The 22491-nt window shown below is 72.4% G+C and carries 20 protein-coding genes and 2 pseudogenes; 12 read left to right on the top strand and 10 right to left on the bottom strand.

Going from position 1 to position 22491, the window contains the following annotated elements; all coding sequences use genetic code 11:
* The 3 genes from ACWD3D_RS07120 to mshA all read right to left on the bottom strand — a co-directional run.
* The coding region (locus ACWD3D_RS07120; RefSeq protein WP_451459904.1) for a hypothetical protein at nt 1–353 on the bottom strand (353 nt) is incomplete at its 3' end.
* Nucleotides 354–475: 122 nt separating this feature from the next.
* Complete coding sequence (locus ACWD3D_RS07115; protein WP_451459903.1) at nt 476–988, bottom strand: YbjN domain-containing protein; 513 nt, start codon at nt 986–988, stop codon at nt 476–478.
* A 95-nt stretch (nt 989–1083) separates the two neighbouring features.
* Nucleotides 1084–2460 carry a D-inositol-3-phosphate glycosyltransferase gene (mshA, locus tag ACWD3D_RS07110; RefSeq protein ID WP_451459902.1) on the bottom strand — a complete coding sequence of 459 codons (1377 nt, stop codon included), beginning with the start codon at nt 2458–2460 and terminating at the stop codon, nt 1084–1086.
* Nucleotides 2461–2909: 449 nt separating this feature from the next.
* Between mshA and ACWD3D_RS07105 the strand changes: the two genes are divergently transcribed.
* The 3 genes from ACWD3D_RS07105 to ACWD3D_RS07095 all read left to right on the top strand — a co-directional run bounded on the left by ACWD3D_RS07105 (nt 2910) and on the right by ACWD3D_RS07095 (nt 6894).
* Nucleotides 2910–3692: a class I SAM-dependent methyltransferase gene (locus tag ACWD3D_RS07105; RefSeq protein ID WP_451459901.1), complete on the top strand. Its 783-nt coding sequence runs from the start codon at nt 2910–2912 to the stop codon at nt 3690–3692.
* A 313-nt stretch (nt 3693–4005) separates the two neighbouring features.
* Nucleotides 4006–5064 carry an NlpC/P60 family protein gene (locus tag ACWD3D_RS07100; protein WP_451459900.1) on the top strand — a complete coding sequence of 353 codons (1059 nt, stop codon included), beginning with the start codon at nt 4006–4008 and terminating at the stop codon, nt 5062–5064.
* 366 nt (nt 5065–5430) lie between these two features.
* Nucleotides 5431–6894, top strand: coding sequence for a PP2C family protein-serine/threonine phosphatase (locus ACWD3D_RS07095; RefSeq protein WP_451459899.1), 1464 nt, complete (start codon nt 5431–5433; stop codon nt 6892–6894).
* On the opposite strand, the gene ACWD3D_RS07090 is transcribed toward ACWD3D_RS07095, so the two are convergent.
* From ACWD3D_RS07090 to ACWD3D_RS07080, 3 genes are all read right to left on the bottom strand, one after another.
* Nucleotides 6876–7208, bottom strand: coding sequence for a DUF2516 family protein (locus ACWD3D_RS07090; protein WP_387367110.1), 333 nt, complete (start codon nt 7206–7208; stop codon nt 6876–6878). The genes ACWD3D_RS07095 and ACWD3D_RS07090 overlap by 19 nt on opposite strands.
* A 165-nt stretch (nt 7209–7373) precedes the next feature.
* On the bottom strand, nt 7374–8003 hold the full coding sequence (locus tag ACWD3D_RS07085; protein WP_451459898.1) for a hypothetical protein: 630 nt from the start codon (nt 8001–8003) through the stop codon (nt 7374–7376).
* An 18-nt stretch (nt 8004–8021) separates the two neighbouring features.
* Nucleotides 8022–8510, bottom strand: a complete 489-nt coding sequence (locus tag ACWD3D_RS07080; protein WP_451459897.1) for a helix-turn-helix domain-containing protein — start codon at nt 8508–8510, stop codon at nt 8022–8024.
* On the opposite strand from ACWD3D_RS07080, the pseudogene ACWD3D_RS07075 reads away from it, so the two are divergent.
* From ACWD3D_RS07075 to ACWD3D_RS07050, 6 genes and pseudogenes are all read left to right on the top strand, one after another.
* Nucleotides 8504–9141 (top strand): annotated as a pseudogene (locus tag ACWD3D_RS07075) (DUF2199 domain-containing protein). The gene ACWD3D_RS07080 and the pseudogene ACWD3D_RS07075 overlap by 7 nt on opposite strands.
* The gene (locus tag ACWD3D_RS07070) at nt 9138–9257 is read left to right on the top strand and encodes a hypothetical protein (protein ID WP_387367095.1); all 120 of its coding nucleotides are present in this window, start codon (nt 9138–9140) and stop codon (nt 9255–9257) included. The pseudogene ACWD3D_RS07075 and the gene ACWD3D_RS07070 overlap by 4 nt, the downstream one beginning before the upstream one ends.
* Nucleotides 9258–9290: 33 nt before the next feature.
* Nucleotides 9291–10523, top strand: a complete 1233-nt coding sequence (locus ACWD3D_RS07065) for a hypothetical protein (RefSeq protein ID WP_451459896.1) — start codon at nt 9291–9293, stop codon at nt 10521–10523.
* 188 nt (nt 10524–10711) lie between these two features.
* A pseudogene (locus ACWD3D_RS07060) lies at nt 10712–11424 on the top strand (N-acyl homoserine lactonase family protein).
* A gap of 465 nt (nt 11425–11889) precedes the next feature.
* Complete coding sequence (locus ACWD3D_RS07055; protein ID WP_451459895.1) at nt 11890–12468, top strand: O-methyltransferase; 579 nt, start codon at nt 11890–11892, stop codon at nt 12466–12468.
* 103 nt (nt 12469–12571) lie between these two features.
* A complete protein-coding gene (locus ACWD3D_RS07050; RefSeq protein ID WP_451459894.1) occupies nt 12572–13609 on the top strand; it encodes a hypothetical protein in 1038 nt (345 codons plus the stop codon).
* A gap of 27 nt (nt 13610–13636) precedes the next feature.
* On the opposite strand, the gene rox is transcribed toward ACWD3D_RS07050, so the two are convergent.
* On the bottom strand, nt 13637–15166 hold the full coding sequence (gene rox, locus ACWD3D_RS07045) for a rifampin monooxygenase (RefSeq protein ID WP_451459893.1): 1530 nt from the start codon (nt 15164–15166) through the stop codon (nt 13637–13639).
* Between the two features lie 435 nt (nt 15167–15601).
* On the opposite strand from rox, the gene ACWD3D_RS07040 reads away from it, so the two are divergent.
* The 3 genes from ACWD3D_RS07040 (at nt 15602) to ACWD3D_RS07030 (ending at nt 19433) form a co-directional block, all read left to right on the top strand.
* Entirely contained in the window at nt 15602–17056 is a 1455-nt protein-coding gene (locus tag ACWD3D_RS07040; protein WP_451459892.1) for a pyridoxal phosphate-dependent decarboxylase family protein, read from the top strand.
* Nucleotides 17053–18477 (top strand): lysine N(6)-hydroxylase/L-ornithine N(5)-oxygenase family protein, encoded by a 1425-nt coding sequence (locus ACWD3D_RS07035; protein ID WP_451459891.1) that lies wholly within the window; start codon nt 17053–17055, stop codon nt 18475–18477. The genes ACWD3D_RS07040 and ACWD3D_RS07035 overlap by 4 nt, the downstream gene beginning before the upstream one ends.
* Before the next feature lie 116 nt (nt 18478–18593).
* On the top strand, nt 18594–19433 hold the full coding sequence (locus ACWD3D_RS07030; RefSeq protein ID WP_451459890.1) for an alpha/beta fold hydrolase: 840 nt from the start codon (nt 18594–18596) through the stop codon (nt 19431–19433).
* A 53-nt stretch (nt 19434–19486) separates the two neighbouring features.
* Here ACWD3D_RS07030 and ACWD3D_RS07025 read toward each other — a convergent pair whose 3' ends face one another.
* From ACWD3D_RS07025 to ACWD3D_RS07015, 3 genes are all read right to left on the bottom strand, one after another.
* The gene (locus ACWD3D_RS07025) at nt 19487–20155 is read right to left on the bottom strand and encodes a ScbR family autoregulator-binding transcription factor (RefSeq protein WP_451459889.1); all 669 of its coding nucleotides are present in this window, start codon (nt 20153–20155) and stop codon (nt 19487–19489) included.
* A 6-nt stretch (nt 20156–20161) separates the two neighbouring features.
* Nucleotides 20162–21298, bottom strand: a complete 1137-nt coding sequence (locus ACWD3D_RS07020) for a DMT family transporter (RefSeq protein ID WP_451459888.1) — start codon at nt 21296–21298, stop codon at nt 20162–20164.
* A 98-nt stretch (nt 21299–21396) separates the two neighbouring features.
* On the bottom strand, nt 21397–22425 hold the full coding sequence (locus ACWD3D_RS07015; RefSeq protein WP_451459887.1) for a GntG family PLP-dependent aldolase: 1029 nt from the start codon (nt 22423–22425) through the stop codon (nt 21397–21399).
* Between the last annotated feature and the right edge of the window lie 66 nt (nt 22426–22491).

The following is a 22491-nucleotide window of genomic DNA, read 5'->3' as shown; positions in this document are numbered from 1 at the left end:
CCGGGGGCGGTTCGGGCACGGACGTCGTCGCGGTCCGCGTGTACGACTTCCTCACCTCGCGGTTCGACGTCGGCGCGGCCGGCCGCGGTGCGCAGGGAGTCCGCCGCGTCCTGCGGCAGCCGCCCGCACAGCTCCTCCAGCGGCCCTGAGTCCCACGCGTCGGCCGGTACGAACAGGGCCCGCTGGAGCAGGCGGGCTGTCTCGTGGGCGAGTTCGGGGCTGCGGCAGCTGAGGACCGCGTGCAGGGAGGAAGGCCCCGCGTCGTGGTCCACCAGTGCGAGGACCCGGCTCCCGCCCGGAGTGTGCTCGCAGTGGAAACCGCGCGGCGCGGCAGGGCGGGGCTGACTGTGCACGCGGTGGCTCCGGGCAGGCGGGTTGCGGACGCACGAACACCTGCCCCGTGGGACGGAGATGACACGTCGTCCGTAGCCGTGGCCGTGGCCGTGGCCAGGACCTCCAGCCGCCCCGGCCAGGATCAGTCCGTGTCGGTACGCCGGGTCAGGTGCGCGAACGCGTCGAGGTTCCGGGTGGACTCGCCCCGCGAGACCCGCCAGGCGTACTCCTTGCGGATGGCGCTCGCGAAGCCCAGCTCCAGGAGGGTGTTGAACGCCCCGTCGGCCGCTTCGAGCACCGTGCCGAACAGCCGGTCCAGCTCGTCCGGGGTGACCACGCCGAGCGGCAGTTTGCCCACGAGGTAGATGTCGCCGAGCCGGTCCACCGCGTAGCTCACGCCGAAGAGCCGGAGGTTGCGTTCCAGCAGCCAGCGGTGGACGGCCGCGTCGTTCTCGTCGGGGTGCCGGATGACGAAGGCGTTGAGGGAGAGGGAGTGCCTGCCGACCAGCAGCGAGCAGGTGGTGGAGAGCTTGCGGGTGCCGGGGAGCTTCACGACGTAGTTGCCGGGCTCCGGGCTCTCCCATTCCAGACCGGCGTCACCGAGGGTCTCCTCGATGATCCGCGCCACTGCCGCTTCGTCCGCTGCCTCAGCCATGCTGCGAGCGTACGACAGCGGGTACCCGCGCACCCGTACCCCCTACCGGCCGGTACGCACACCGGCGGCGGGCCTCGGCTCTCGCGATGCGGCTCTCAGCTCTGGCGGGAGCGGACCCGGCGGCGGTGGTCCTGGATCGCGCCGGTGTACACGTCGGCGGTCGCGGCGGCGGCGGTGCCCCAGCCGAAGGACTGCGCGTGCGCGGCGGCGGCGGCGCCCATGCGCCCGACGAGCTCCGGCGCGCGGACGAACCTTTCGAGCGCCAGCGCGTACGCCTCGGGGTCGTGCCCCGGGATCAGGAAGCCACTGACGCCGTCCCGGACCGCCACCGGCAGCCCGCCCACGGCCGCCGCGACGACCGGCGTACCGACCGCCTGCGCCTCTATCGCGACCAGCCCGAAGGACTCGCTGTACGACGGCATGACCAGCACGGACGCGGCCCGGAACCAGTCGGCGAGCTGGTCCTGCCCGACCGGCGGCTGGAACCGTACGACATCGGCGACGCCGAGCCGGGCCGCCAGTTTGTGCAGGACCTCCGGTTTGGCGAGGCCCGTACCGCTGGGGCCGCCCACCACCGGTACGAGGATGCGGGAGCGGAGCGACGGATCGCGTTCCAGGAGCACGGCAACGGCCCGCAGCAGCACGTCCGGCGCCTTCAGGGGCTGGATGCGCCCGGCGAAGAGCGGGATCAGCGCATCCTGCGGCAGTCCGAGCCGGGCGCGTGCGGCGGCCCGCCCGTCGCCCGGGCAGAAACGGTCCAGGTTCACGCCGGGGTGCACGACGGCGACGGAGGCCGGGTCGGCTTCGTAGAAGCGGACGAGTTCGTCGGCCTCCTCCGCCGTGTTGGCGATGAGCCGGTCGGCCGCGTCGACGATCTGCGTCTCCCCGATGACCCGGGCGGCCGGTTCCGGAGTGTCGCCCTCAGCCAGCGCGGCGTTCTTGACCTTCGCCATGGTGTGCATGGCGTGGACCAGCGGGACGCCCCAGCGCTGCGCGGCCAGCCAGCCGACCTGGCCGGACAGCCAGTAGTGGGAGTGCACGAGGTCGTAGTAACCGGGGCGGTGACCGGCCCACGCCTGCATCACGCCGTGGGTGAAGGCGCAGAGCTGCGCGGGCAGGTCCTCCTTGCGGAGCCCCTCGTACGGCCCCGCGTCGACGTGCCGGACCAGCACCCCGGGGGCCATCTCGACCACCGGCGGAAGGGAGCCGGTGGTGGCCCGGGTGAAGATCTCCACCTCGATGTTGATCTCGGCGAGACGCCTGGCCAGCTCCACGATGTAGACGTTCATGCCGCCGGCGTCACCGGTACCGGGCTGGTGGAGCGGCGAGGTGTGCACGGAGAGCATCGCGACCCTGCGCGGCTTGCGGTGCCCGCCGGCGAATCCGGCCGTCAGTCCGCTGCCACGCCCGCCCGGGAACCGCAGGCGCGGGGTCGCGCGACCGGTGCCGAAACGGGAGACGTCACGACTCACGTCGTCCGGACCTCCTCGCTCGGGGCATGCCGTGGAGGGGACGGTCATCCCCTCGCAGGCGGAACAGCGAAGCGCGCCCGATTCATTTCCGTCTTTGCCAAATCATTGCCATGTCGTGTCAACCTTCGCCCTCCCGCGTCCTCCGTAGGTCGTTCCGCCGACGCCCGATGGCGATCTCGGGCCACGTCTGTGCGCGACGCCCCCGCGCACACAGGGGCCCGAACCACCCCGCCAGCCGACCAGTCACCGCGCTCCGGCGCGCACCTTCTCCGTGCGCGCCCGCGCACATCCGTCCACGCACGCCCCCCACACGCGGCGGGGCACCTCCCGCGTACCCGTCCGGGGATTCCGCACACGACCCCGCGCGCACCCGGACAGCGCACCCGGGCAGCGCCCCCGCCCCGCGCCACCCGTGCGGCGCTCTCCCCGCGCCACGTACGCTCGACCGCATGCACCAGCGCCCCATCGGCACCGTGACCCGCGGGACCACCAACCCCAACCGTCTCCGTCGCATGGACCGCTGGATCGCCGCCACGCACGGCCCCGCGCTGCGGCGCGCGGATTCCGCCGTCGCCGTGGACCTGGGCTACGGCGCGGCCCCCTGGACCGCCGTGGAGCTCCTCGTCCGGCTGCGTACCGTCGCCCCGCACACCCGTGTGGTCGGCGTCGAGATCGACCCGGAGCGGGTCGCGGCGGCGCAGCCGTACGCACGCACCGGGCTCACCTTCCGGCACGGCGGATTCGAGGTGCCGCTCGCCGAACCGCCGACCCTCATCAGGGCGGCGAACGTGCTGCGCCAGTACGACGAGGACCAGGTCGCCGCGGTCTGGGAGCGCCTGTGCGCACGGCTCGCCCCGGACGGGCTGGTGGTGGAGGGCACCTGCGACGAGATCGGGCGCCGGCACGTGTGGGTGGCGCTCGGGCCGGAGGGCCCGCGCACGGTGACGTTCGCCGCGCGGCTCGGTTCGCTGGACCGGCCCTCGGACCTCGCCGAGCGCCTCCCCAAAGCGCTGATCCACCGCAACGTGCCCGGCGAACCGGTGCACGCCTTCCTCCGCGACTTCGACCGGGCCTGGGCCACCGCCGCCCCGTACGCCTCCCTCGGCGCGCGCCAGCGCTGGCTCGCCGCCGCGCGCTCGCTCTCGGCGGACTGGCCGCTGCGCGACGACGTACGCCGCCGGCGCCAGGGCGAACTCACGGTGGCCTGGGAAGCGTTGCGCCCGGGCGGCTGAACCGGTGGGCGGCCGGCACCGGCCGAGAGAACGGCAGGCCGGGAAACCGGCGGGGACCCGCCCGGGTCCGGGCCGACGCGCTTCGGCCGGCGCGCGCCGCAGATGTGCGCGGGGCGTACGGAAGGGGACGCGCTCGGGATCAAGGGGGAAAGACGCGCCGGCCCGCGGTGGTGTGATGTGCCCTTCCCCCGATCCCCCTGTTGCTTTCAGGGACGGCATGGCACGATCGCGACGTTGCCGAAAAGTTACTGACAGTAAGTCATATGAGCGCTATCGGGCCTTTGCTCCAAGGTGCCGGAGGGGGAGTTCGTTCGTGAAACGACGTCACTGTGCCGCAGCCGCACTCACGGTGGTCTGCGCACTCGCCGTACTCTCCGCGCCCGCCCAGGCGTGGGCGGCACCCGAGCCGGCCCCCTCGGCCACCCTGGCACCCGCACCGAAGTCCCTCCCCGAGGTGCGCGCGGAGATCGACCTGCTCTACCGGAAGGCCGAGGCCGCGACCGACGCGTACAACCTCGCCGAGAAGCAGGTGGCGGAGCAGACCGCCGAGCTGGACGACCTCGGGCACGCCATCGACGAGGGCCGGCAGAAGATAGCCCTGCTGAAGAACCGGGCCGGCGCCCAGGCCCGGGAGCAGTACCGCAACGGCGGCCTGCCGCCGGGCACCCAGCTCGTCCTCAGCAGCGACCCCCGGCTCTTCCTGGACGGCCTCAACCAGCTGCGCCAGAGCCAGCAGGCCACCGACTCGGTCCTGGCCGACCTGACCCGGGCCCAGGCCGACCTGGAGCTGTACACCGAGGACGCGCAGGTCAACTGGGACAAGCTGGAAGCCGGGCGCGTCGAGCAGGCCCGCTCGAAGAAGGAGATCAACGCCCGGATCGACGAGGCGGAGAAGCTCGAAGCGCAGCTGGAGAAGGAGGAGCGCACCCGCCTCCTCGAACTGGAGAAGCAGGCCCAGGCCGCCGCCCAGTCCTCCTGGCTCAGCTCCGGCGCGCTCAAGGACATCAACCGCGAGGCGAGCCCCAGCGGCAAGGCCGCCGTGAAGTTCGCACTCGCCCAGATCGGCAAGCCGTACGTCTGGGGAGCCGAGGGCCCCGACTCGTACGACTGCTCCGGGCTGACGTCCCAGGCGTGGGCGTCGGCGAAGCGGCCGATACCCCGCACTTCGCAGGAGCAGTGGGCCCAGCTGAAGCACATCGCCATCGGGGACATGCGCCCCGGCGACCTGATCATCTACCACAGCGACGCCACCCATGTCGGGATGTACGTCGGGGACGGCTTGGCGGTCCACGCGCCGCGCCCCGGGCGGAACGTCACTCTGACGGGGGCGGGATCGATGGAGATCCTCGGCGTGGTGCGACCGGACGCGTAAGGGTACCGACCCGGTACGGAGCCCGCACCGCCGGTGCACGCCGGAGCCCGCACCGCCGGTGCACGCCGGAGTCCGTCGTACCGGTGCGCGCCGGGCGTGCGATCCGGCCCGTACGCCGGTGTGTGACCCACTCCCTACGCGCGTACGCGCCCGCGTGATGTTTGTCATGGCCCCCGCGCCCGCACCGGAGGGCCGCATCGCGCCGGATCCGTGCAGGGACGCGGCTTATGACTGCGCATATGACTCCGGCGTGTCCCCGGGCGCCATTCCGCTCCCGGCCCACCGAACGCTATGGTCCCGGTCTGGCAGGTCGTCGATCGTCGTCCCGCCCGCGCCCTCGGGGGGAGGGAAGGAAACCCGGAACCGATGCCCGCACCCGTACCTCAGCAGCGTGCCGTACCCGCTGCGGAGACCACCAATGGAGCCGACCTCACCCTGTTGGTGATCCAGGACGACCCCACGGGCACCTTCTCCCTCCCGGACCTTCCCGCGGCGGCGGGCACCCGGGTCCGCGTCCGTACCGCCCGCAACCTCACCGAGGCGGGCCGGCTCCTCACCGACGACGTCGACTGCATCCTGCTCGACCTCTCGTTGCCCGGGGGCACCGGCGTACGCGCCACGGTGCCTGGCGCCCCGTCCGCGCCCGCTTCCACGGCCGACGCGCCGGCGGACGGCGTGGACGGCCCCGGGCGCACCGAAGAGCTGGCCGCGCTCCTGCACGTGCTGCGGATCGCGCCCCAGCACGCCGTGCTCGCGCTCACCGCCGAGGACGACGCGGAGCTGGCCGCCGAGGCGGTACGCGTCGGCGCGCAGGACTACCTGTTCCGCGACGAGCTGGACGCCCGGTTGCTGAGCCGCGCCATCCGGTACGCCGTACAGCGCAAGCGCGCGGACATCGCCCAGCACCAACTGACGGAGTCCCGGCTGCGCGCCCAGGAGAACGCCCGCCTGGAACGCGGCCTGCTGCCCACCCCGCTGCTGGACGGTTCCGACCTCGGCTTCGCCGCCCGCTACCGCCCCGGCCGCAGCCGCGCCCTGCTGGGCGGCGACTTCTACGACACCGTCCGCACGCCGGACGGCACCGTCCACGCGATGATCGGCGACGTCTGCGGTCACGGTCCGGACGAAGCCGCCCTCGGTGTCGAGCTGCGCATAGCGTGGCGGGCCCTCACACTGGCCGGGCTCTGCGGGGACGAGCTGCTCTCCACGCTCCAGCAGGTCCTGGAGCACGAGCGGCAGAGCGAGGAGATCTTCGCGACCCTCTGCACCGTCGACATCGCCCCGGACGGCCGTCGCGCCGGGCTCTGCCTCGCCGGGCATCCGGCACCGCTGATCTCCCGGGCGGGGCGCACCGCGCGCCTGCTGCCCTTCGACGACGGCGGACCTGCGCTCGGCCTGCTGCCGCGCGCCCGGTGGCCGCGCCGCCAGGTCGAGCTGGGCGGCTCCTGGCAGTTGATGATGTACACGGACGGGCTCATCGAGGGCCGCATCGGCGAGGGCAACCAGCGCCTCGGCCAAGACGGCATGGTCGCCGTGGTCGACGCGCACCTGACCGCGGGGCTGCGCGGCGAGGAACTGCTGGACGCCGCCGTCGCCCAGGTGCGAGAGCTGAACGGCGGCGAGCTCACCGACGACGTGGCCGTCCTGCTGCTCTCCCGCGACCGCGACAAGGACCGGGACCGGGCGCGCGACCGCGAGCGGGACCGGACACGCAAACGGGGCAGGCTCGCCGTGCGAACCCGCCCCGTGCCGTCGGCCGCCGTGGCGGCTGCCGCCTCGGCCGCACCGCCCGTCGTGCCTGTCGTACCCGCTCAGCGCCCGCCGTTGTAGGGGCCGTACGGTCCGTCGCTGCTGGACCCGCCCCGGCGGCTGCCGCCGCCGGAGACCGCCTTGAGCGCGGGCCGTACATCCACCAGGAACACGATGGCCGCGACCGTCCCGGCGAGGGCCAGGAAGAGCACCGGCAGGAAGTTCACGGCAACGGCGGCGGCGAGCAGGATCACCCAGAACTTCTTCGTCTTCTTGTCGGCCGCCCGGTAGGCGTCCTCGCGCGCGACGGCCGCGAAGACCAGCGCCAGTACGGCCAGGACGAGCATGAGCATGTAGAGCAGCCAGACGAATGTGTTGAATCCGTTCAGCAACATGGGTGCACCGCCTCGTAGTGGGTGAGCGCCTTCCGGCACCTGTGGCAACCGTACCGAAACGGCGTACGGGTCACGGTTCACGATGCCCGTTCCACGCCGGAGCACTCCCGTACGGCGCCGGGGCAGGCTGCCCCGGCCCGGCGCGCTCCGGCCCGGCCCGCTCCGCTACTTCGCGGGCGGCGTGGACTTCTTCGCGGTCGCCTTGCGCGGCGCGGGCGCCTGCTTCGCCGGTGCGGGCTTGGCGGCGGGAGCGGGCTTCACGGCGACCGGCTTGGCGGCGGCCGGAACCGGCTTCGCGGCTGTCTTCGGCTCAGCGGCCTTCGGAGTGGCCTTGGGAGCGGGTTCCGCCTCCACGACGGCGGCGATCTCGACGATCTCGTCGGCCGCGTCCCCGCGCCACGCCTTCACGCTCTGCTCGCCGCGCTCGGCGACCTTCTCGTACGCCTCACGTGCCCGGACCGCGTACTCGGCGGCCACGCCGATACCGCGCAGCGCCAGGTCCTGAGCCGTCTCGCCGAGCTTGCGCAGGTCCGTGTCGAACGAGCCGATCACCTCGGTGACCTTGGCCTGGACGCTGGCCTGCGCCTCCCGGGCCTGGGTGGACACCTTCTCCTGCACGGCCTTGGGGTCGGTGCTGCGGACCGCCTCGAACCGCTCGGGCGCCTCGGCCCGCAGCTGCTCGATCAGCCCCGGCACCTTGCGCGCCTGCTCCACGGCGAACTCGGCCGTACCGGCGGCGAAGTAGAGGGGGGTGGGGTCGGTGAGGGTCTTGCGCAGGTCATCGGTGATGGCCATGACTGTGGTCCTCCCGGATCAGATTTCGTTGTGAGGGTCAGCGGCATCACTGCCACCGGACGTACGGGGTTCGCGGGCGCTCGTGGTGTCGCCGGTCTCGCCGAAGCCGCCGGCGCTCCCGGTGTCAGCATCGTTATCAGCAGAAACGTCCGGATCGGGGACGAAACCGTTCTCCCGGCGGAACGAGTCGTAGATCTGCAGCAGCACGTTCTTCTGCCGCTCGTTGATCGACGGGTCGGCCGTGATGACCGCCCGCGTCTCCAGCTCGCCCCGCTCCCGCTCGTCGAGGATTCCGGCCCGTACGTACAGCGTCTCGGCCGAGATCCGCAGCGCCTTGGCGACCTGCTGGAGCACCTCCGCACTGGGCTTGCGCAGGCCGCGTTCGATCTGGCTGAGATACGGATTGGACACCCCGGCGGCATCCGCGAGCTGCCGCAGCGAGAGCTGCGCGCTCCGGCGCTGCTCCCGGAGGTACTCGCCCAGGTTGCCGACGTTGAGTGATGCCATGGGTCGATGATGCGCCCGCCCTGCTAACAATTGCAAGCGGTTGCTTGCAAAAGTGTGGCGCGTGTCGCGGCCCCTGGGCTCCGCTCGTGGCCGGCAACCCCGGATTCACCTGCTCGTGCTGCGGCAGCCGCCGCGCAGAGCTGCCGATGAACTACTTGGCTACCGCCCCGTACGCCCGGGAACCGAGCTTCGCCGACTCTGCGGGCTGCCTTCTCTCGTCGGATCGACGCGTGATCCGGGCACAGCACCACTTCGTCAGGGGCCTGATCGAGATGCCCGTCATCGGCAGCGACGAGGTGTTCTCCCGGGTCACATGGGTCTCCCTCAGCCGGGACGACTTCTCCCGCTCCGCGGATCTCTGGGATGCCCGGGCCGTGAATCCGAGGAGCCGTACTTCGGCCGGCTGTCCACCGACCTCTTCCTCCGCTCGCCCAGCACCATCAACCTGAAGACCCGCGTCCACACCCGCCCCCTCGGGCATCGGCCCTTCATCGAGCTGGAGCCGACCGACCACCCTCTCGCAGTCCACCAGCGGACCGGCATCACCATGGAGCGCGTCCGTGCGATCGCCGAAGCGGTTCTCCACCCCACCGACAGCCGCGAGCCGCAGGCGGCTGGGGCGCCTCGGTGACCACCTGGCTGGAGGCCGGCGAGCGCATGTCCAGCCTGGCGGCCGATGTCCGGGCCTTCCCGGCTGAACGGATCAGCCGGAGCGACGGCCCCGGGTCACGCCGATCACGCCGCTGACAGGGGTGGCGGCATGGGGCAGGATGCGGCCGCATGACTCTCGTGTCGAGCATCGCCATGCCGGGCCAGATCTGGTCCGTAGCCGCACAGGACCCGTCCGGCCCGCTGTACGTGACCAGTTACGGGGAGAATCCGCTGGAAACGGTCGTGACGCTGGTCGATGTCACGGGATCAGTGGCTTGGCGGCGGTTGTACAGCGGTACGGGACGGCCTCGGTCCCGCCTGTCCGCGGACGGGACCCTCTGGGTCGCGTACCCGGAGGGAGTGGGACGGGTCCTGGAGGGTGTTCTTCCGGACGGATCCACTCACCGGGCCGTCGTCCCGGAGTCCGAGGCCGGCGAGGAGGTCAGCGCGTTCGTCCTGCTCGATGACGGCTTCTGCATCGCATGGGCCGGCGCGTCGCGCCTCCTGTGGACCGCGCGGGGCGATACGTCTGCCCCACCTCCGCCTCGCGTCGCCCGGTACACGCGGGAGGGCGACTGCGTGTGGTCGACACCGATCGCGCTCGGTGCCGTCTCGCATCCGGGTGTCATGGGGATGAGCAGGGAGACCGGCTGGGAGCTGCGGCCGCTGCACCCCTGGGTTCCGGAAGAGGTCGACGTCGATCACTGGGAGCCGCTGCTGGTCTCGGGCGACAGGGTCGCGGCCAGTTTCGCCGACGCCCGGGGCGGGATCGGGAGGACCTTCTTCCTGGACCTGGCCAGTGGCGCGATCGTCTCAGCCACCTCGCCCGCCCCCTCGGGCCGGAAAGCGATAGCCGGCCCGGGCGAGTTCCTGATCGGGTCCCAGGGATACGGGGAGTTCACCACGCGCCGCCTTGACCGCAACGGCACCGAGACGGCCCGGTGGGCCAGCCATGGCGCAATGCTCGTCAACGACCGAGGCACCGTATGCGGCCCTGAGCTGGAGAACCACCTGCCGTCGAGGTCGCGGTTCCGGCAGCTGGCCCCGGACAACACTCTCGTGGACGGACCTGCGTTGACGGGCTACTACACGTCCTGTCCGTCGATGGACCGGGCGGGCACCACAGTGTTCTGGCGCGACGGCAGGCTCCTCGCCGTCGACGCGGACCTGACTCCGCACGACTTGTTCGCGAGGGACGACAGCCGCAACGTCCTGGGTCGCACCCTGCTGCTGGACGACGGCCTCGTCGTCACCTCGCTGGACAGCGACGTGGTCGCCTTCCGCACCCACCTGGGGCCTCTGGCCGAGGGACCCTGGCCGTGCGGCGATGCGAACCTTCCGGGCAACCCGGTGGTGAGCTGACGCGGGCCGGCAGATCACCGGAGAGACCACCGCACTCAAGCAGCCCGGCCTCCCGCACGAACTGCGACAACCACCCTCTACCGGTCCCCAGCCACGCACCTGGCTCAGCATCACCATCGCGGTCGCAGCGAGGTTCTGCCCTCGGCGGACCAGCTGGATGTCGTACGGCTGCCTGCCAGGATGGCCGCATGGGGAAGAACATGGCGGTGCGCCGACTCGATCTCGGGTACTTCGTCCGGCCCGCACGGAGACGGGCGGCCCGCAACCACGAGTCGAGCCCGTCCTCGCCCACCTGGTGCGACACGACGACGGACTGGTCCTCTTCGATTCCGGCATCGGCGACGCGGACCCCGAAACCGAAGCGCACTACCGACCCCGACGCCGCGCGTTGCAGGACGCCCTGTCGACGTCCGGAGTCGCCCCCGACGACATCTCCATGGTCGTCAACTGCCATCTGCACTTCGACCACTGCGGCGGGAACCCTCTCCTGGGCGGCAGGCCCATCCTGGTTCAGGACGTGGAACTCGCCACCGCTCGCCGGGGCCATTACACCTTCGACGAACTGATCGACTTCCCCGGCGCGACCTACGAGGAAGTCGCCGGCGAAGTCGAGGTCCGGCCAGGGATCTGGATCATTCCGACACCTGGGCACACCCGAGGACACCAGTCGCTGGTCCTCCGGCAGAGCGACGGCACAGTAGTCCTCGCCGGACAGGCACATGACTTCGCTTCCCACTTCGCGTCCGACCAGTCGGCCCGCAACGCGACACTCGACGGCGTGGAGCAGCCCCTTCCTCCCTACCAGCACTGGCTGGACCGACTCGCCGACTTCGACCCACGACGTGTCCTCTTCGCCCACGATTGCTCGGTCTGGGAACCGCCCGGGGCCGAAAGCCGGTGAACCCGGCTCTCCGCCACAGGCCACACACCGCACGATCCCTGCCTGAGCGGGCCGCCCCTCAGCCAGAACCTCGCACTGCCTGATGAAGTCGCCTGGTACGGCCTGCTGACCGAGCCGGAGCTCCGGTCGGCCTTGCTGGAGTGGCGCTTCACTCCCGACAGCCACGAGGCTTCGGCCGGTATCTCGCGTTCAGGACCGCGTAGTCCGCCGGGCCTCGGCATTTGCTACGAGCCGATCGGCGGGCCCCCGCGATCGACACGCGTCGAACCGACTGCCGGCAGTCGGGCGGGACGGCAGCCGTGCAGCCGCCGCACTCGACGCGTCGGCCACGAGCCGATCGGCGCGCTCCTCGGACTCAACTGCCGCTCCTCGCAACAGAAAAGGCCAGTTCCGGGTGCAGAACGATGGTGCGGGTTCCCGTGGAATCGCCTTGCCCGCCCGGTCCCGCCCCCGCATCATCTTCGGATGGACGACTCGCCGAACCGACTCCCGCCCCTCCTGGCCGCATTGCGTGCGGCAGCACGCGCGGCGGGTTTCATCATGTCCAGCGAGGACCGCACCGGAAGCCTCCTGGCGGCCCTCGCCGCATCCCGTCCGGGCGGCCGCATACTCGAACTCGGCACCGGGTTCGGGGAGGGCACCGCCTGGCTGCTCAGCGGCATGGACCGTGACGCCCGACTGATCACCGTCGAGCTCGACCCCGCCGTACAGGAAGTCGTCCGTCAACTGCTGGGCACGGACCCGAGGGTGAGCTTCGTGTCCGGGGACGGCGGCGCATGGCTGGAGGAGTACGACGGCGGGCCTTTCGACCTCGTCTTCGCGGACACCTGGCCGGGGAAGTTCACCCACCTCGATCGAGCCTTGGAGCTGGTGGCACCCGGCGGGATCTACCTGATCGACGACCTGCTCCCCCAACCCGGCCGGCCACAGGACCACGAGGCGTCCGTCCACCGCCTGCTGGCCGAGCTGGACCGGCGCGAGGACTTCCGCCGCGTCCGCCTGGCGTGGTCGACCGGGCTGCTGATGGCCGTCCGCACGGCCTGACGGCCGGCTGGAATACTGACGGCCTCGTCGCGCGCACCAGGGCGTGTGCGAAAGTCCCGCCTGACCGGCGACGCCCGGCACGCACGCTTCAGGAGGCCGGACCATGAAACTCGGACAGGCGCGCTCCGCCGCCAGCGACTGGGTCCACAGGTTCGCCCGGTCCCAACCGGGTTACCGCGGAGCCTATTTCAGCGGCTCCACCGTGGGGTTGCCGGACGACGCCGAGCTGTCCCCCACCTCCGACGTGGACGTCCACATCGCCACCACCACGGACGTCCACGCCACCGGATCGGGCAAACTCCGCCATCAGGGAGCCCTGTTGGAGGTCAGTTACGTCCCCTGGGCCGAACTGGCTTCCGCAGAAGCCGTCCTCGGCTCGTACCACCTGGCCGGCTGCTTCCGTACCGACACTCTCATCGACGATCCCACCGGCCGGCTGGGCTCGCTCCGGGCGGAGGTCGCACCCCGGTACGCCGCCGCGCCCTGGGTGCGCCGCCGGTGCGAGGACGCCCGCCTGCGAGTGGAGACCCGGCTCGCCGCGATCGACGTCTCGGCGCCGTTCCACGAGCAGGTGCTCGGGTGGCTGTTCCCCACCGGCGTGACCTGCCACCTGCTGCTCGTCGCCGCACTGCGCAACCCCACCATCCGGCTGCGCTACCCGGCCGCCCGCGCGGTTCTCGCCGATTACGGCCACCTCGGCCTCTACCCCGAACTCCTCGGGCTCCTCGGCTGCGCGGACCTGCCCGCCGAACGCGTACAACACCACCTGGACGCGCTGGCGGAGACCTTCGACGCCGCCGCACGGGTGGGCCGGACCCCGTACTTCTTCAGCAGTGACCTCACGCCCGAGGCCCGGCCGATCGCCATCGACGGGAGCCAGTCCCTCATCGACGCGGGCGACCACCGGGAGGCGGTGTTCTGGATCATCGCGACCTTCGCCCGCTGCCACACCGTCCTGACCGCCGACGCGCCCGAACTGGCCGCCCGCCACCTCCCGGCGTTCCGGGCGGCCGTCGCCGACCTCGGGATCGACTCCGGCACCGACCTGGTCCGCCGGGCCGCCGGGGCCACCCGGTTCCTGCCCCGCCTCTGGCGTACCACCGAGGACATCATGGCGGCCAACCAGGCGATCACCGGCTGAGCGTCAGCCGGCACCAGAGCGCCGCTCTCACCCGGTGGCGGTACCGAACCACCGGGCCAGCCGCTCGGACAGCTCCCGCTGGTCGTCGCCGACCCAGGCCACGTGCCCGTCCGGGCGTACCAGCACGGCGGGCACGTCCAGTTCCTCGCTGCCGTCGACCACATGGTCGACACGGTCCGCCCAGCCGTCCACGGAGAGCCGGCCGGTCCGGTCGAGCAGCAGGCCGCGCCCGGCGTGCATCAGGCCGTACAGCCGCCCCTGCTTCAGGCCCACGTCCCGCAGTCGCTTGCCGAGGAGGGGGTGGCCCTCGGGATGGCCCTCACCGACGTCGTAACGGACTCCGATCGCGGTGATCTTCTCGATGAGGCGGTGGTTCACCTCCTCGACGTCCATCAGCTCCGAGAGGAGCCGGCGCACCGCCACAGGGCCGGGCTCGGTCGACAGCAGCACCATCTGCGCCCGGGTGTTGTCGAGCACCTCGGCGGCGACCGGGTGGCGTTCGGAGTGATAACTGTCCAACAGTCCCTCCGGCGCGTAGCCGTTGACCTCGGCGGCCAGCTTCCAGCCGAGGTTGAAGGCATCCTGGATACCGAGGTTGAGTCCCTGCCCGCCGGTCGGCGGGTGGATGTGCGCGGCGTCCCCGGCGAGCAGCACCCGGCCCGTCCGGTAGCGCTCGGCCAGGCGGGTCGCGTCGCCGAAGCGGGAGAGCCAACGCGGCGAGTGCGCACCGAAGTCGGTGCCCGCGAAATGGCGCAGCCGCCGCCGGAACTCCTCCAGGGTCGGGCCCGACGAACGGTCCTCGGCCACGCCCTCGGCGGGCACGATGGCTCGGAACACCCCGTCGCCCAGTGGCATCAGCCCGAACCGGAGCTGTGTCTTGCGGACTTCGGCGACCACCCGGCCCACCTCCTCCGCCGTTGCCTCCAACTCCAGTTCGCCCAGCAGCGTTTCGACCCGGGCGGGCTCGCCGGGGAAGCCCACGCCCAGCAGCCTGCGCACCACGCTGCGGCCACCGTCGCAGCCGACGAGCCAACGTGAGCGCAACCTGGCCCCGTCCGCGAGTTCCGCCGTCACCCCCCGGTCGTCCTGGCTCAGCCCGACCACCTCGTGGCCCCGCCGGACGTCGGCGCCCAACTCGACGGCGTGCTCGGCCAGCAGGCGTTCGGTGGTGGCCTGCGGGATGGCGAGTACGTACGAGTGCGCGGTGTCCAGGTGCTCGGGCCAGACCTTGCCGAGCCCGGCGAAGAACCCGCCCGAGGTGACCTGCTTGCCGAGCCGGAGGAACCGTTCCAGCAGCCCGCGCTGGTCCATCACCTCGATGCTGCGCGCGTGCAGGCCCTGCGAGCGGGACTGCCGGGTGGGCTGGGTCTCCTTCTCCAGCACCACCACCCCGACGCCGTGCAACCGCAACTCGGCGGCCAGCATCAGCCCGGTCGGCCCGCCGCCGACCACGATGACGTCCGCCTCGAACTCGTCCGCGCCGAACTCGTCCGCGCCAATCACGCCCACCCCGATCACGTCCGCACCGCTCACGTCCTTCGTGAACCCATCCGTCATGAACACCCCACTCAGCGAAGAAAGCCGCGCCGGTGACCCGGCCGGACCACCGACGGACCGCGACGCGACGACGTGCGCCCCGTGCGGCGGAAGTGGCGATTCTGCGGTACACCGGGGGCCTTGCCGCAAGCCCCCCGGTGCGCTATATCTTGAGAGTGCCGGGCGCGGTCGCGTGTACGGGCTCAACCGGCCTGAGAACAAGCGTGGTCGAACATGGAGACGCGTGCCGTGCGAACGCCTGCTGCCCCGTACCTGCGCGCCGACCTGACTCGAACTCCCGTACAGGCTTGGGTAATACGTACGCGTGCGCCGCGACACACTCCCATACCCCTTTAGGGTCGGCATCGTTGGACCGGGCGGCCCGAGGGGGCGTCCCGAACGACGAAGCGCCCGCACGTCCACCACCCACCACCACCGAAAGGGCAGCCCACACCCATGTCCACCACCCCACCCCTCGCCGGCGGCACCGCGGGCCCCGACCACCTCCGCCCCCTGCTCGACACCGTCCTCGCAGCCCTCCGCGAAGGCGCCACCCGCCGCGCCGGCCCCCTCCCCGCCGGCGGTCCCACCGCCACCACCGCCCGCACCCGGCACGCCATCGGCTCCCTGCTCCCCGACGAGGGCGCCGGCGCCCACCACGCCCTGACCACCCTCGTCACCGCCCTCGCCGAAGGCGCCGCCGACCCCGCACACCCCCACTGCGCCGCCCACCTCCACACCCCGCCCCTCGCTCTCGCCGCAGCCGCCGACCTCGCCGCCTCGGCCCTCAACCCCTCCATGGACTCCTGGGACCAGGCACCCGCCGCCACCACCCTCGAAACCGAACTCACCGCCACCCTCGCCCGCGAGATCTACCCCCACCACCCCCGCCCCGACGCCGTCATCACCACCGGCGGCACCGAAGCCAACCAACTCGCCCTCCTCCTCGCCCGCGAACGCCACGGCCCCGTACGGACCATCCACGGCGCCAACGCCCACCACAGCGTCACCCGCGCCGCCTGGCTCCTCGGCCTCCCCGCCCCCCACGTCGTCCCCGCCCCCACCGGCGTCATGGACCTCACCGCCCTCCATCACGCCCTCACCACCACCCCCGGCCCCCACCTCGTCACCGCCACCGCGGGCACCACCGACACCGGAGCCATCGACCCCCTCACCGACATCGCCGACCTCTGCGACACCTACGGCGCCGAACTCCACATCGACGCCGCCTACGGCGGAACCCTCCTCTTCAGCCCCACCCACCGCACCAAGATCCACGGCATCCACCGCGCCCACAGCGTCACCCTGGACCTGCACAAACTCGGCTGGCAGCCCGCCCCCGCCGGCATCCTCGCCGTCCCCGGCCGCCACCACCTCGAGCCGCTCCACCACCTCGCCCCCTACCTCAACGCCGACGACGACACCGAAGCCGGCATCCCCGACACCCTCGGCCGCTCCCTGCGCACCACCCGCCGGCCCGACGCCCTCAAAATCGCCGTCACCCTCCAAGCCCTCGGCCGCGACGGACTCGCCGACCTCGTCGACCGCACCATCGCCGCCGCCCACCACCTCGCCGGCCTCGTCACCCGCACCCCGGGCCTCGAACTCCACGCGCCCCCCACCATCAGCACCGTCCTCTTCCGCCCCACCGACGCCGACGACCGCACCGTCGCCACCCTCCGCCGCACCCTCCTGGACCGCGGCGAAGCCGTCCTCGGCCGCGCCCACGCGGACGGCCGCCTCTGGCTCAAGGCCACCCTCCTCAACCCCCGCACCACCTCCGGCGACCTCACCGGCCTCCTCGCCCACGTCACCCGACTCGCCCACGTCACCCGCCCGGCCCGCATCACCCGCCCCGCCCCCGTCACCCGCCCCGCCCCCGAACTCACGGAAGGCTCCACCCACCGATGACCGACCGCACCACCCCCACCGCCGACCAGCCCCACGACCTCATCGGCGTCGGCATCGGCCCCTTCAACCTCTCCCTCGCCGCCCTCGCCCACCACCTCCGCCAACCCCACTCCCCGCACGCCCCGCTGACCACCGCCTTCTACGAACAGCGCCCCGCGTTCCACTGGCACCCCGGCCTCCTCATCGACGGCGCCACCCTCCAAGTCCCCTTCATCGCCGACCTCGTCACCCTCGCCGACCCGACCAGCCCCTGGACCTTCCTCAACTACCTCCGCACCCTGGGCCGCCTCTACCCCTTCTACTTCGCCGAGCGCTTCCACATCCAACGCGCCGAATACGACGCCTACTGCCGCTGGGTCACCCAGCAACTGCCCGGACTCCACTTCGGCCACCAGGTCGACGCCGTCCGCTGGAACACCGAACGCGCCCTCTTCGAGGTCGACTTCACCCAGCTCGACCCCGACGGCGAAGCCGAAGCCCTCGGCCGCGCCCACACCCGCCACATCGCCCTCGGTATCGGCACCGAACCCCACGTACCCGCCCCGCTCCGCCCCCTCGCCGCAGCCGAGGACCTCCCCGTCATCCACTCCGGCACCTACCTCGACCACCGCGAGAAGCTCCTCACCGCCGGACACATCACCGTCATCGGCTCAGGACAATCAGGCGCCGAGATCTTCCTCGACCTGCTCCGCGCCCGCCCCCACGGCCACGAAAAGATCCACTGGCTCGCCCGGACCCCCGCGTTCGCGCCGATGGAATACTCCAAACTCGGCCTCGAACACTTCACCCCCGACTACACCCGCTACTTCCACGGCCTCCCCGAAGAGACCCGCGACCACCTCGTCACCCGGCAATGGCAGCTCCACAAGGGCATCGACACCGACACCATCGCCGCCATCCACGACGAGCTCTACCGGCGCACCCTCCACGGCGGCTGGCCCGACGCCACCCTCACCCCCGGCGTCCGGGTACGCACCGCCGGCCGCCTCGCCGGAAACCGCCTCGAACTCCACCTCGAACACATCGAGCAGGGCACCCGTACCCGCCACACCACCGACGCCGTCGTCCTCGCCACCGGCTACCGCGAACGCCCCCTCGACACCCTGCTCACCGCCCTCGCCCCCCACATCCGCCGCGACACCGCCGGCCGCCCCCGCGTCGACCTCCACCACCGCCTGGAACTCGACCCCGCCGTCACCGGCAACATCTACGTCCAGAACGCCGAACGCCACACCCACGGCGTCGGCGCCCCCGACCTCGGCCTCGCCGCCCACCGCAGCGCCACCATCCTCAACCACCTCACCGGCACCACCCCCTACCCCCTTCCCGACCGCACCGCCTTCACCACCTTCGGCCTCACCCCCCACCCCGCCGTCCCCCCGCAGAACCCGCGCACCGCCCCGCTGCGCCAGAACACCTGACCCACCCGGCGGCAGTCCGACGCGGTACCGCCCGTTTCTCCTCGTACGAGCGGTCGTTGTGCCTCCCGTACGTGCCTTCCCGCAGGCACGGGGATCACCTCAGGAGGCATCACGTCGTGCTGAAGCACGTGGAACGCGAGGGCGTCACGCTCGCCCTCACCCGGCGAGCCGGTCTGGGCCGGCCGCTTCTGATCGTGCCCGGCGTCATGGCCGACGCCGCCTCGTGGCAGCCGGTCGTGGACGCGCTGGACGTGGCCGGACCGGTCTACGTGCTCAACCGGCGGGGGAGAAGGCCGAGCGGCGCGCTCGGTCCGGGCTACTCGTTCCGCACCGAGATCGACGACCTCGGCCACGTGCTGGACGTGATCACGGCGGAGGAGGACGCGCGGCAGGGGGTGGACCTGTTCGGCTGGAGCTTCGGCGGACTGGTGGCGCTGGAGACCGCCGCTCGGCACACCCGGCACGTCCACTCGCTGACTCTCTACGAACCGGTCGTGCGCCCCTTCGGCAACCACGTGCTCGACGCACTGCGGGAGGCCGCCGACGACGGCGACCTGGACCGTGCCGTGGAGATCGTGAACCGGGACATGTCGGGTTTCTCCGAGCAGTACGTGGCGCGGCTGCGCGAGAGCGACACCTGGGAAGTCCTCAGGCCACTGGCGGCGCCTCTCTTCCACGAGCTGACCGCTCTCAACGAACACCCCGCCGGCCTCGGGGAGTTCGACGCCCTCGAAGTGCCCGTCACCCTGCTGCTCGGAGCTGAGAACGAGGGCACCGCCCCTTACGGCGACGCGTTCGCACGCATCGCGTCGGCCCTGCCGCGCGCCCGCGTCACCGTCATGCCGGGGCAGGGGCATCTCGCCCACGCGCACGACCCGGTGGGGCTGGCCGGCCACGTGGTGGAGGCGCTCGCCCGGGCGGTCCGCCACCGCGGCACGGAACCCTGTCCGGGCTGAGGGACGCCCCGTACTACCTGGCGGGTGCGCACCCACGAAGTGCGGGACACCTCTCAAGGGCTGTCGGTGCGGCCACAGGGAGCCGATCCGCCTTCCCGCCGCTCTCCCTGCCCGTCCCGTCTCCTCCGGTACGCCGGTGGCGGGCCGGGGGCCAGTTCGGGCAGGGCGCCGTGCCAGAAGCGTTCCAGAGCCTGGGCGCCTCCCTGGGGGGCGCCGCGTCGGCGGGCCAGCACCTGGATTCCCACCGTGATCGTGACGAGACAGACGACGATATCGTCGACGGCTGCGCCCGGCGCGAGGCTTCCGTCGCGCCGGGCGTCCTCCAGCAGCCTCGCCAGCAGGCAGGAGAGCCGGCCGCGCAGGACCGGCTCTCCCCCCTCGGCGCGGTCGCAACTGACCTGGAACCCGGCCCGCACGACCACGTCATCGGTCAGCGCGCGGGCGAGTTCGCGCGTCGTCTCGACCATCGTCGTCAGAGCGGGCGCCGCCCGGCGCACCAGGGCGGCCACCATCGCGTCCAACGCCCGTGCCGCCTCGTGCTCCAAGGCGGAGGCCAGTGCGTTCTTGTCGGCGAAGTGGAAGTAGATCGCACCCTTGGAGAGGCCCGCCTCGACGCTCACCCTGGAGATGGTCGCTGCGGTCAGACCGTGCCGGTCCACGACCCTTGCCGCGGCGCGCAGGATGGCTTCGCGTGAACGGATGGCGCGTTGCTGTCGTACCACCAGGGGTCACGTTTCTCCTCTGTCGAGCCCGTCGGGCGGATGAATCGTGAGGGGTGGCGGAAGAGGGCCGGGGGCGGACGGAGCCGCCAGCACGGCCGCGCCGATCAGCAGCACCGCTCCGAGCACGACCGCCCAGAGGTGCGACGGCGGTTGCCCCATCAGGGGCCCCAGGACGAGCGACCCGAGTACCTGTCCGCCGACCATGCCGAGCCCCGCGGCCAGTACGCCGATGCGGCGCACGGTCAGGACGGCGGACAGCACCACCACACAGCCGAGCAGGCCGCCCGTGTAGTGCCACGACGGGCCCGAGCGGGGTGAGGGCAGCCGGTCGAGCACCGCCATTGCCGCGACGGCCGCGAGCATCAGCGCGCTCCCCGTGGCGAAGCTGAGGAGGACCGCGGGGTACGGGTGACGTCCGGCAGCCTCGTCCACCCGGCCGTTCACCGCCATCTGCCAGGACAGGGCGCAGCCGGCGAGGAAGGGCAGGGCGGCGAGCGCCAGCGTGCGTCCGGCGTCCGGTGCGGCCAGCACCGGAAGGGCCACCGCGCAGATGGAGAGCAGTCCGCCGACCAGTCGGCGCCGGGTCGCCGGGTGCGGGGCACCCGGGCCCAGTCCGAGATGGTCGACGAGCACCCCGCAGAGCGTCTGGCCGGAGACGAGTGCGAGCGTGTACGAGGCCGGGCCGAGCTTCGCCGCGGTCAGCGCCTGGGTCAGGATCATGCTGCCGCCGGCGACGCCGCCGAGGCAGTGCCAGGGGCGCAAGGCGCCGGACCGCAACGCGGCGCGCAGGGCGGCGAACGCCGGCCGCAGGGCCGTCAGGAATATCGCGGCGACGGCCACGACGGACAGACTGAGCATGTTGGACCAGGTCGCCGCGGCCACGGATCCGGCGTGTTCCCCGAGCCTGCCGTTGACCACGGACTCCAGGGCGAGCGCGGCGCCTCCGGCGACGGCCCCGGCCAGCGGCAGGGCGGCGGACCCCGTGGCACCGGACGCGCGCTCCGGTTCACCCGGTGGCCGGGGCCGTGGCTCCGGGCCGGTTTCGGGAATCCAGTTGCGTGGTGCACGCGACAACGGCATGGGCGCTCCGGTGGAGGGATCGGCGGGCGGCTCGGTGGTGCCCGGCCGATCGAGGTCGGACACCGTTCGGGGGTGTCGGCAGGCTGTCCGGGTGCCGGTGCCGGTCGGATGCCGGGTTGCGGCTCTCCGGGGTATCGCGGCGCCCGCCCCCGGCACTCCGCTCAGGCGGGCGGAGGGAAGGCGTCGATCGTCCGCAGGATGTCGTGGCGTGAGACGTCACAGTGCGTCATCATGCGGATGCCGGTGTCCGTCGGCAGGGTGCGGATGCCGCTCCGTCCGAGCCGGGCCACGGTGCCGGCCGGGTCGTCGACGGGCACCAGGACGATGTTGGTCTGCGGGGCCGCGGCCTTCCACCCCCGGTCGGCGAGGCCGGCCGCGAGAAGCCGGGCGTGTTCGTGGTCGACGGCCAGCCGGTCCAGGCGCTCCAGGGCCACCAGCCCGGCCGCCGCCAGGACTCCGCCCTGCCGGACACCGCCTCCGAGCATCTTGCGGACCCTACGGGCCTGCCGCACGAACTCCACGCTCCCCGCCAGCACCGAACCCACGGGCGCGCCGAGCCCCTTGCTCAGGCAGACCTGGACGGTGTCGGCGCCCTCGGCCAGCACCGCCGGTGCGACGCCGAGTGCGGAGGCGGCGTTCCACAGGCGGGCGCCGTCGAGATGGACCAGCAGCCCGGAGTCGTGGGCGACGGCGACCAGGCGGCGGTGCTGCTGCGGAGCGGTGACGGTGCCGCCGGCCGCGCCATGAGTGTTCTCCAGGCACAACAGCCGGTCCCGCAGGGCGAAATACGGTCCACCGGGAGCGACGGCCCGGCTGACGTCGGACGGGTCCGGCACTCCGGGGCCGGCCGTCCAGGGCAGGGCACGGGGCATGCCTCCGGCCAGCCAGGCGGCCGTACCGGCTTCGAGATCGAGAATGTGGGCGCGGTCCGGGGCGAGAAACCGGTCTCCCCGTTCGAGGTGCACGCACAGAGCGATCAGGTTGCCCATCGACCCGCTGGGCACCCACAGCGCGTCCTCGGTGCCGAGGAGCGCGGAGACCTTCGCCTCCAGCGCCCGCATGGTGGGGTCTCCGTCGAGGACGTCGTCGCCCACCTCGGCGCGGGCCATGGCCTCGCGCATGCGCGCGTCCGGCCGGGTGACGGTGTCGGAGCGCAGGTCGACCGGTGGTCCGACGAGGGGTGCGGTCATGAATGCCTCCGGGAAGGGGTGTTCGGCACTGGGCCGTGTTGCGAAAGTCCCGCCCGTCCGGCGACG

The organism is Streptomyces sp. NPDC002690 (assembly GCF_053592415.1).
This window is presented reverse-complemented; position numbering and strand designations above follow the sequence as displayed.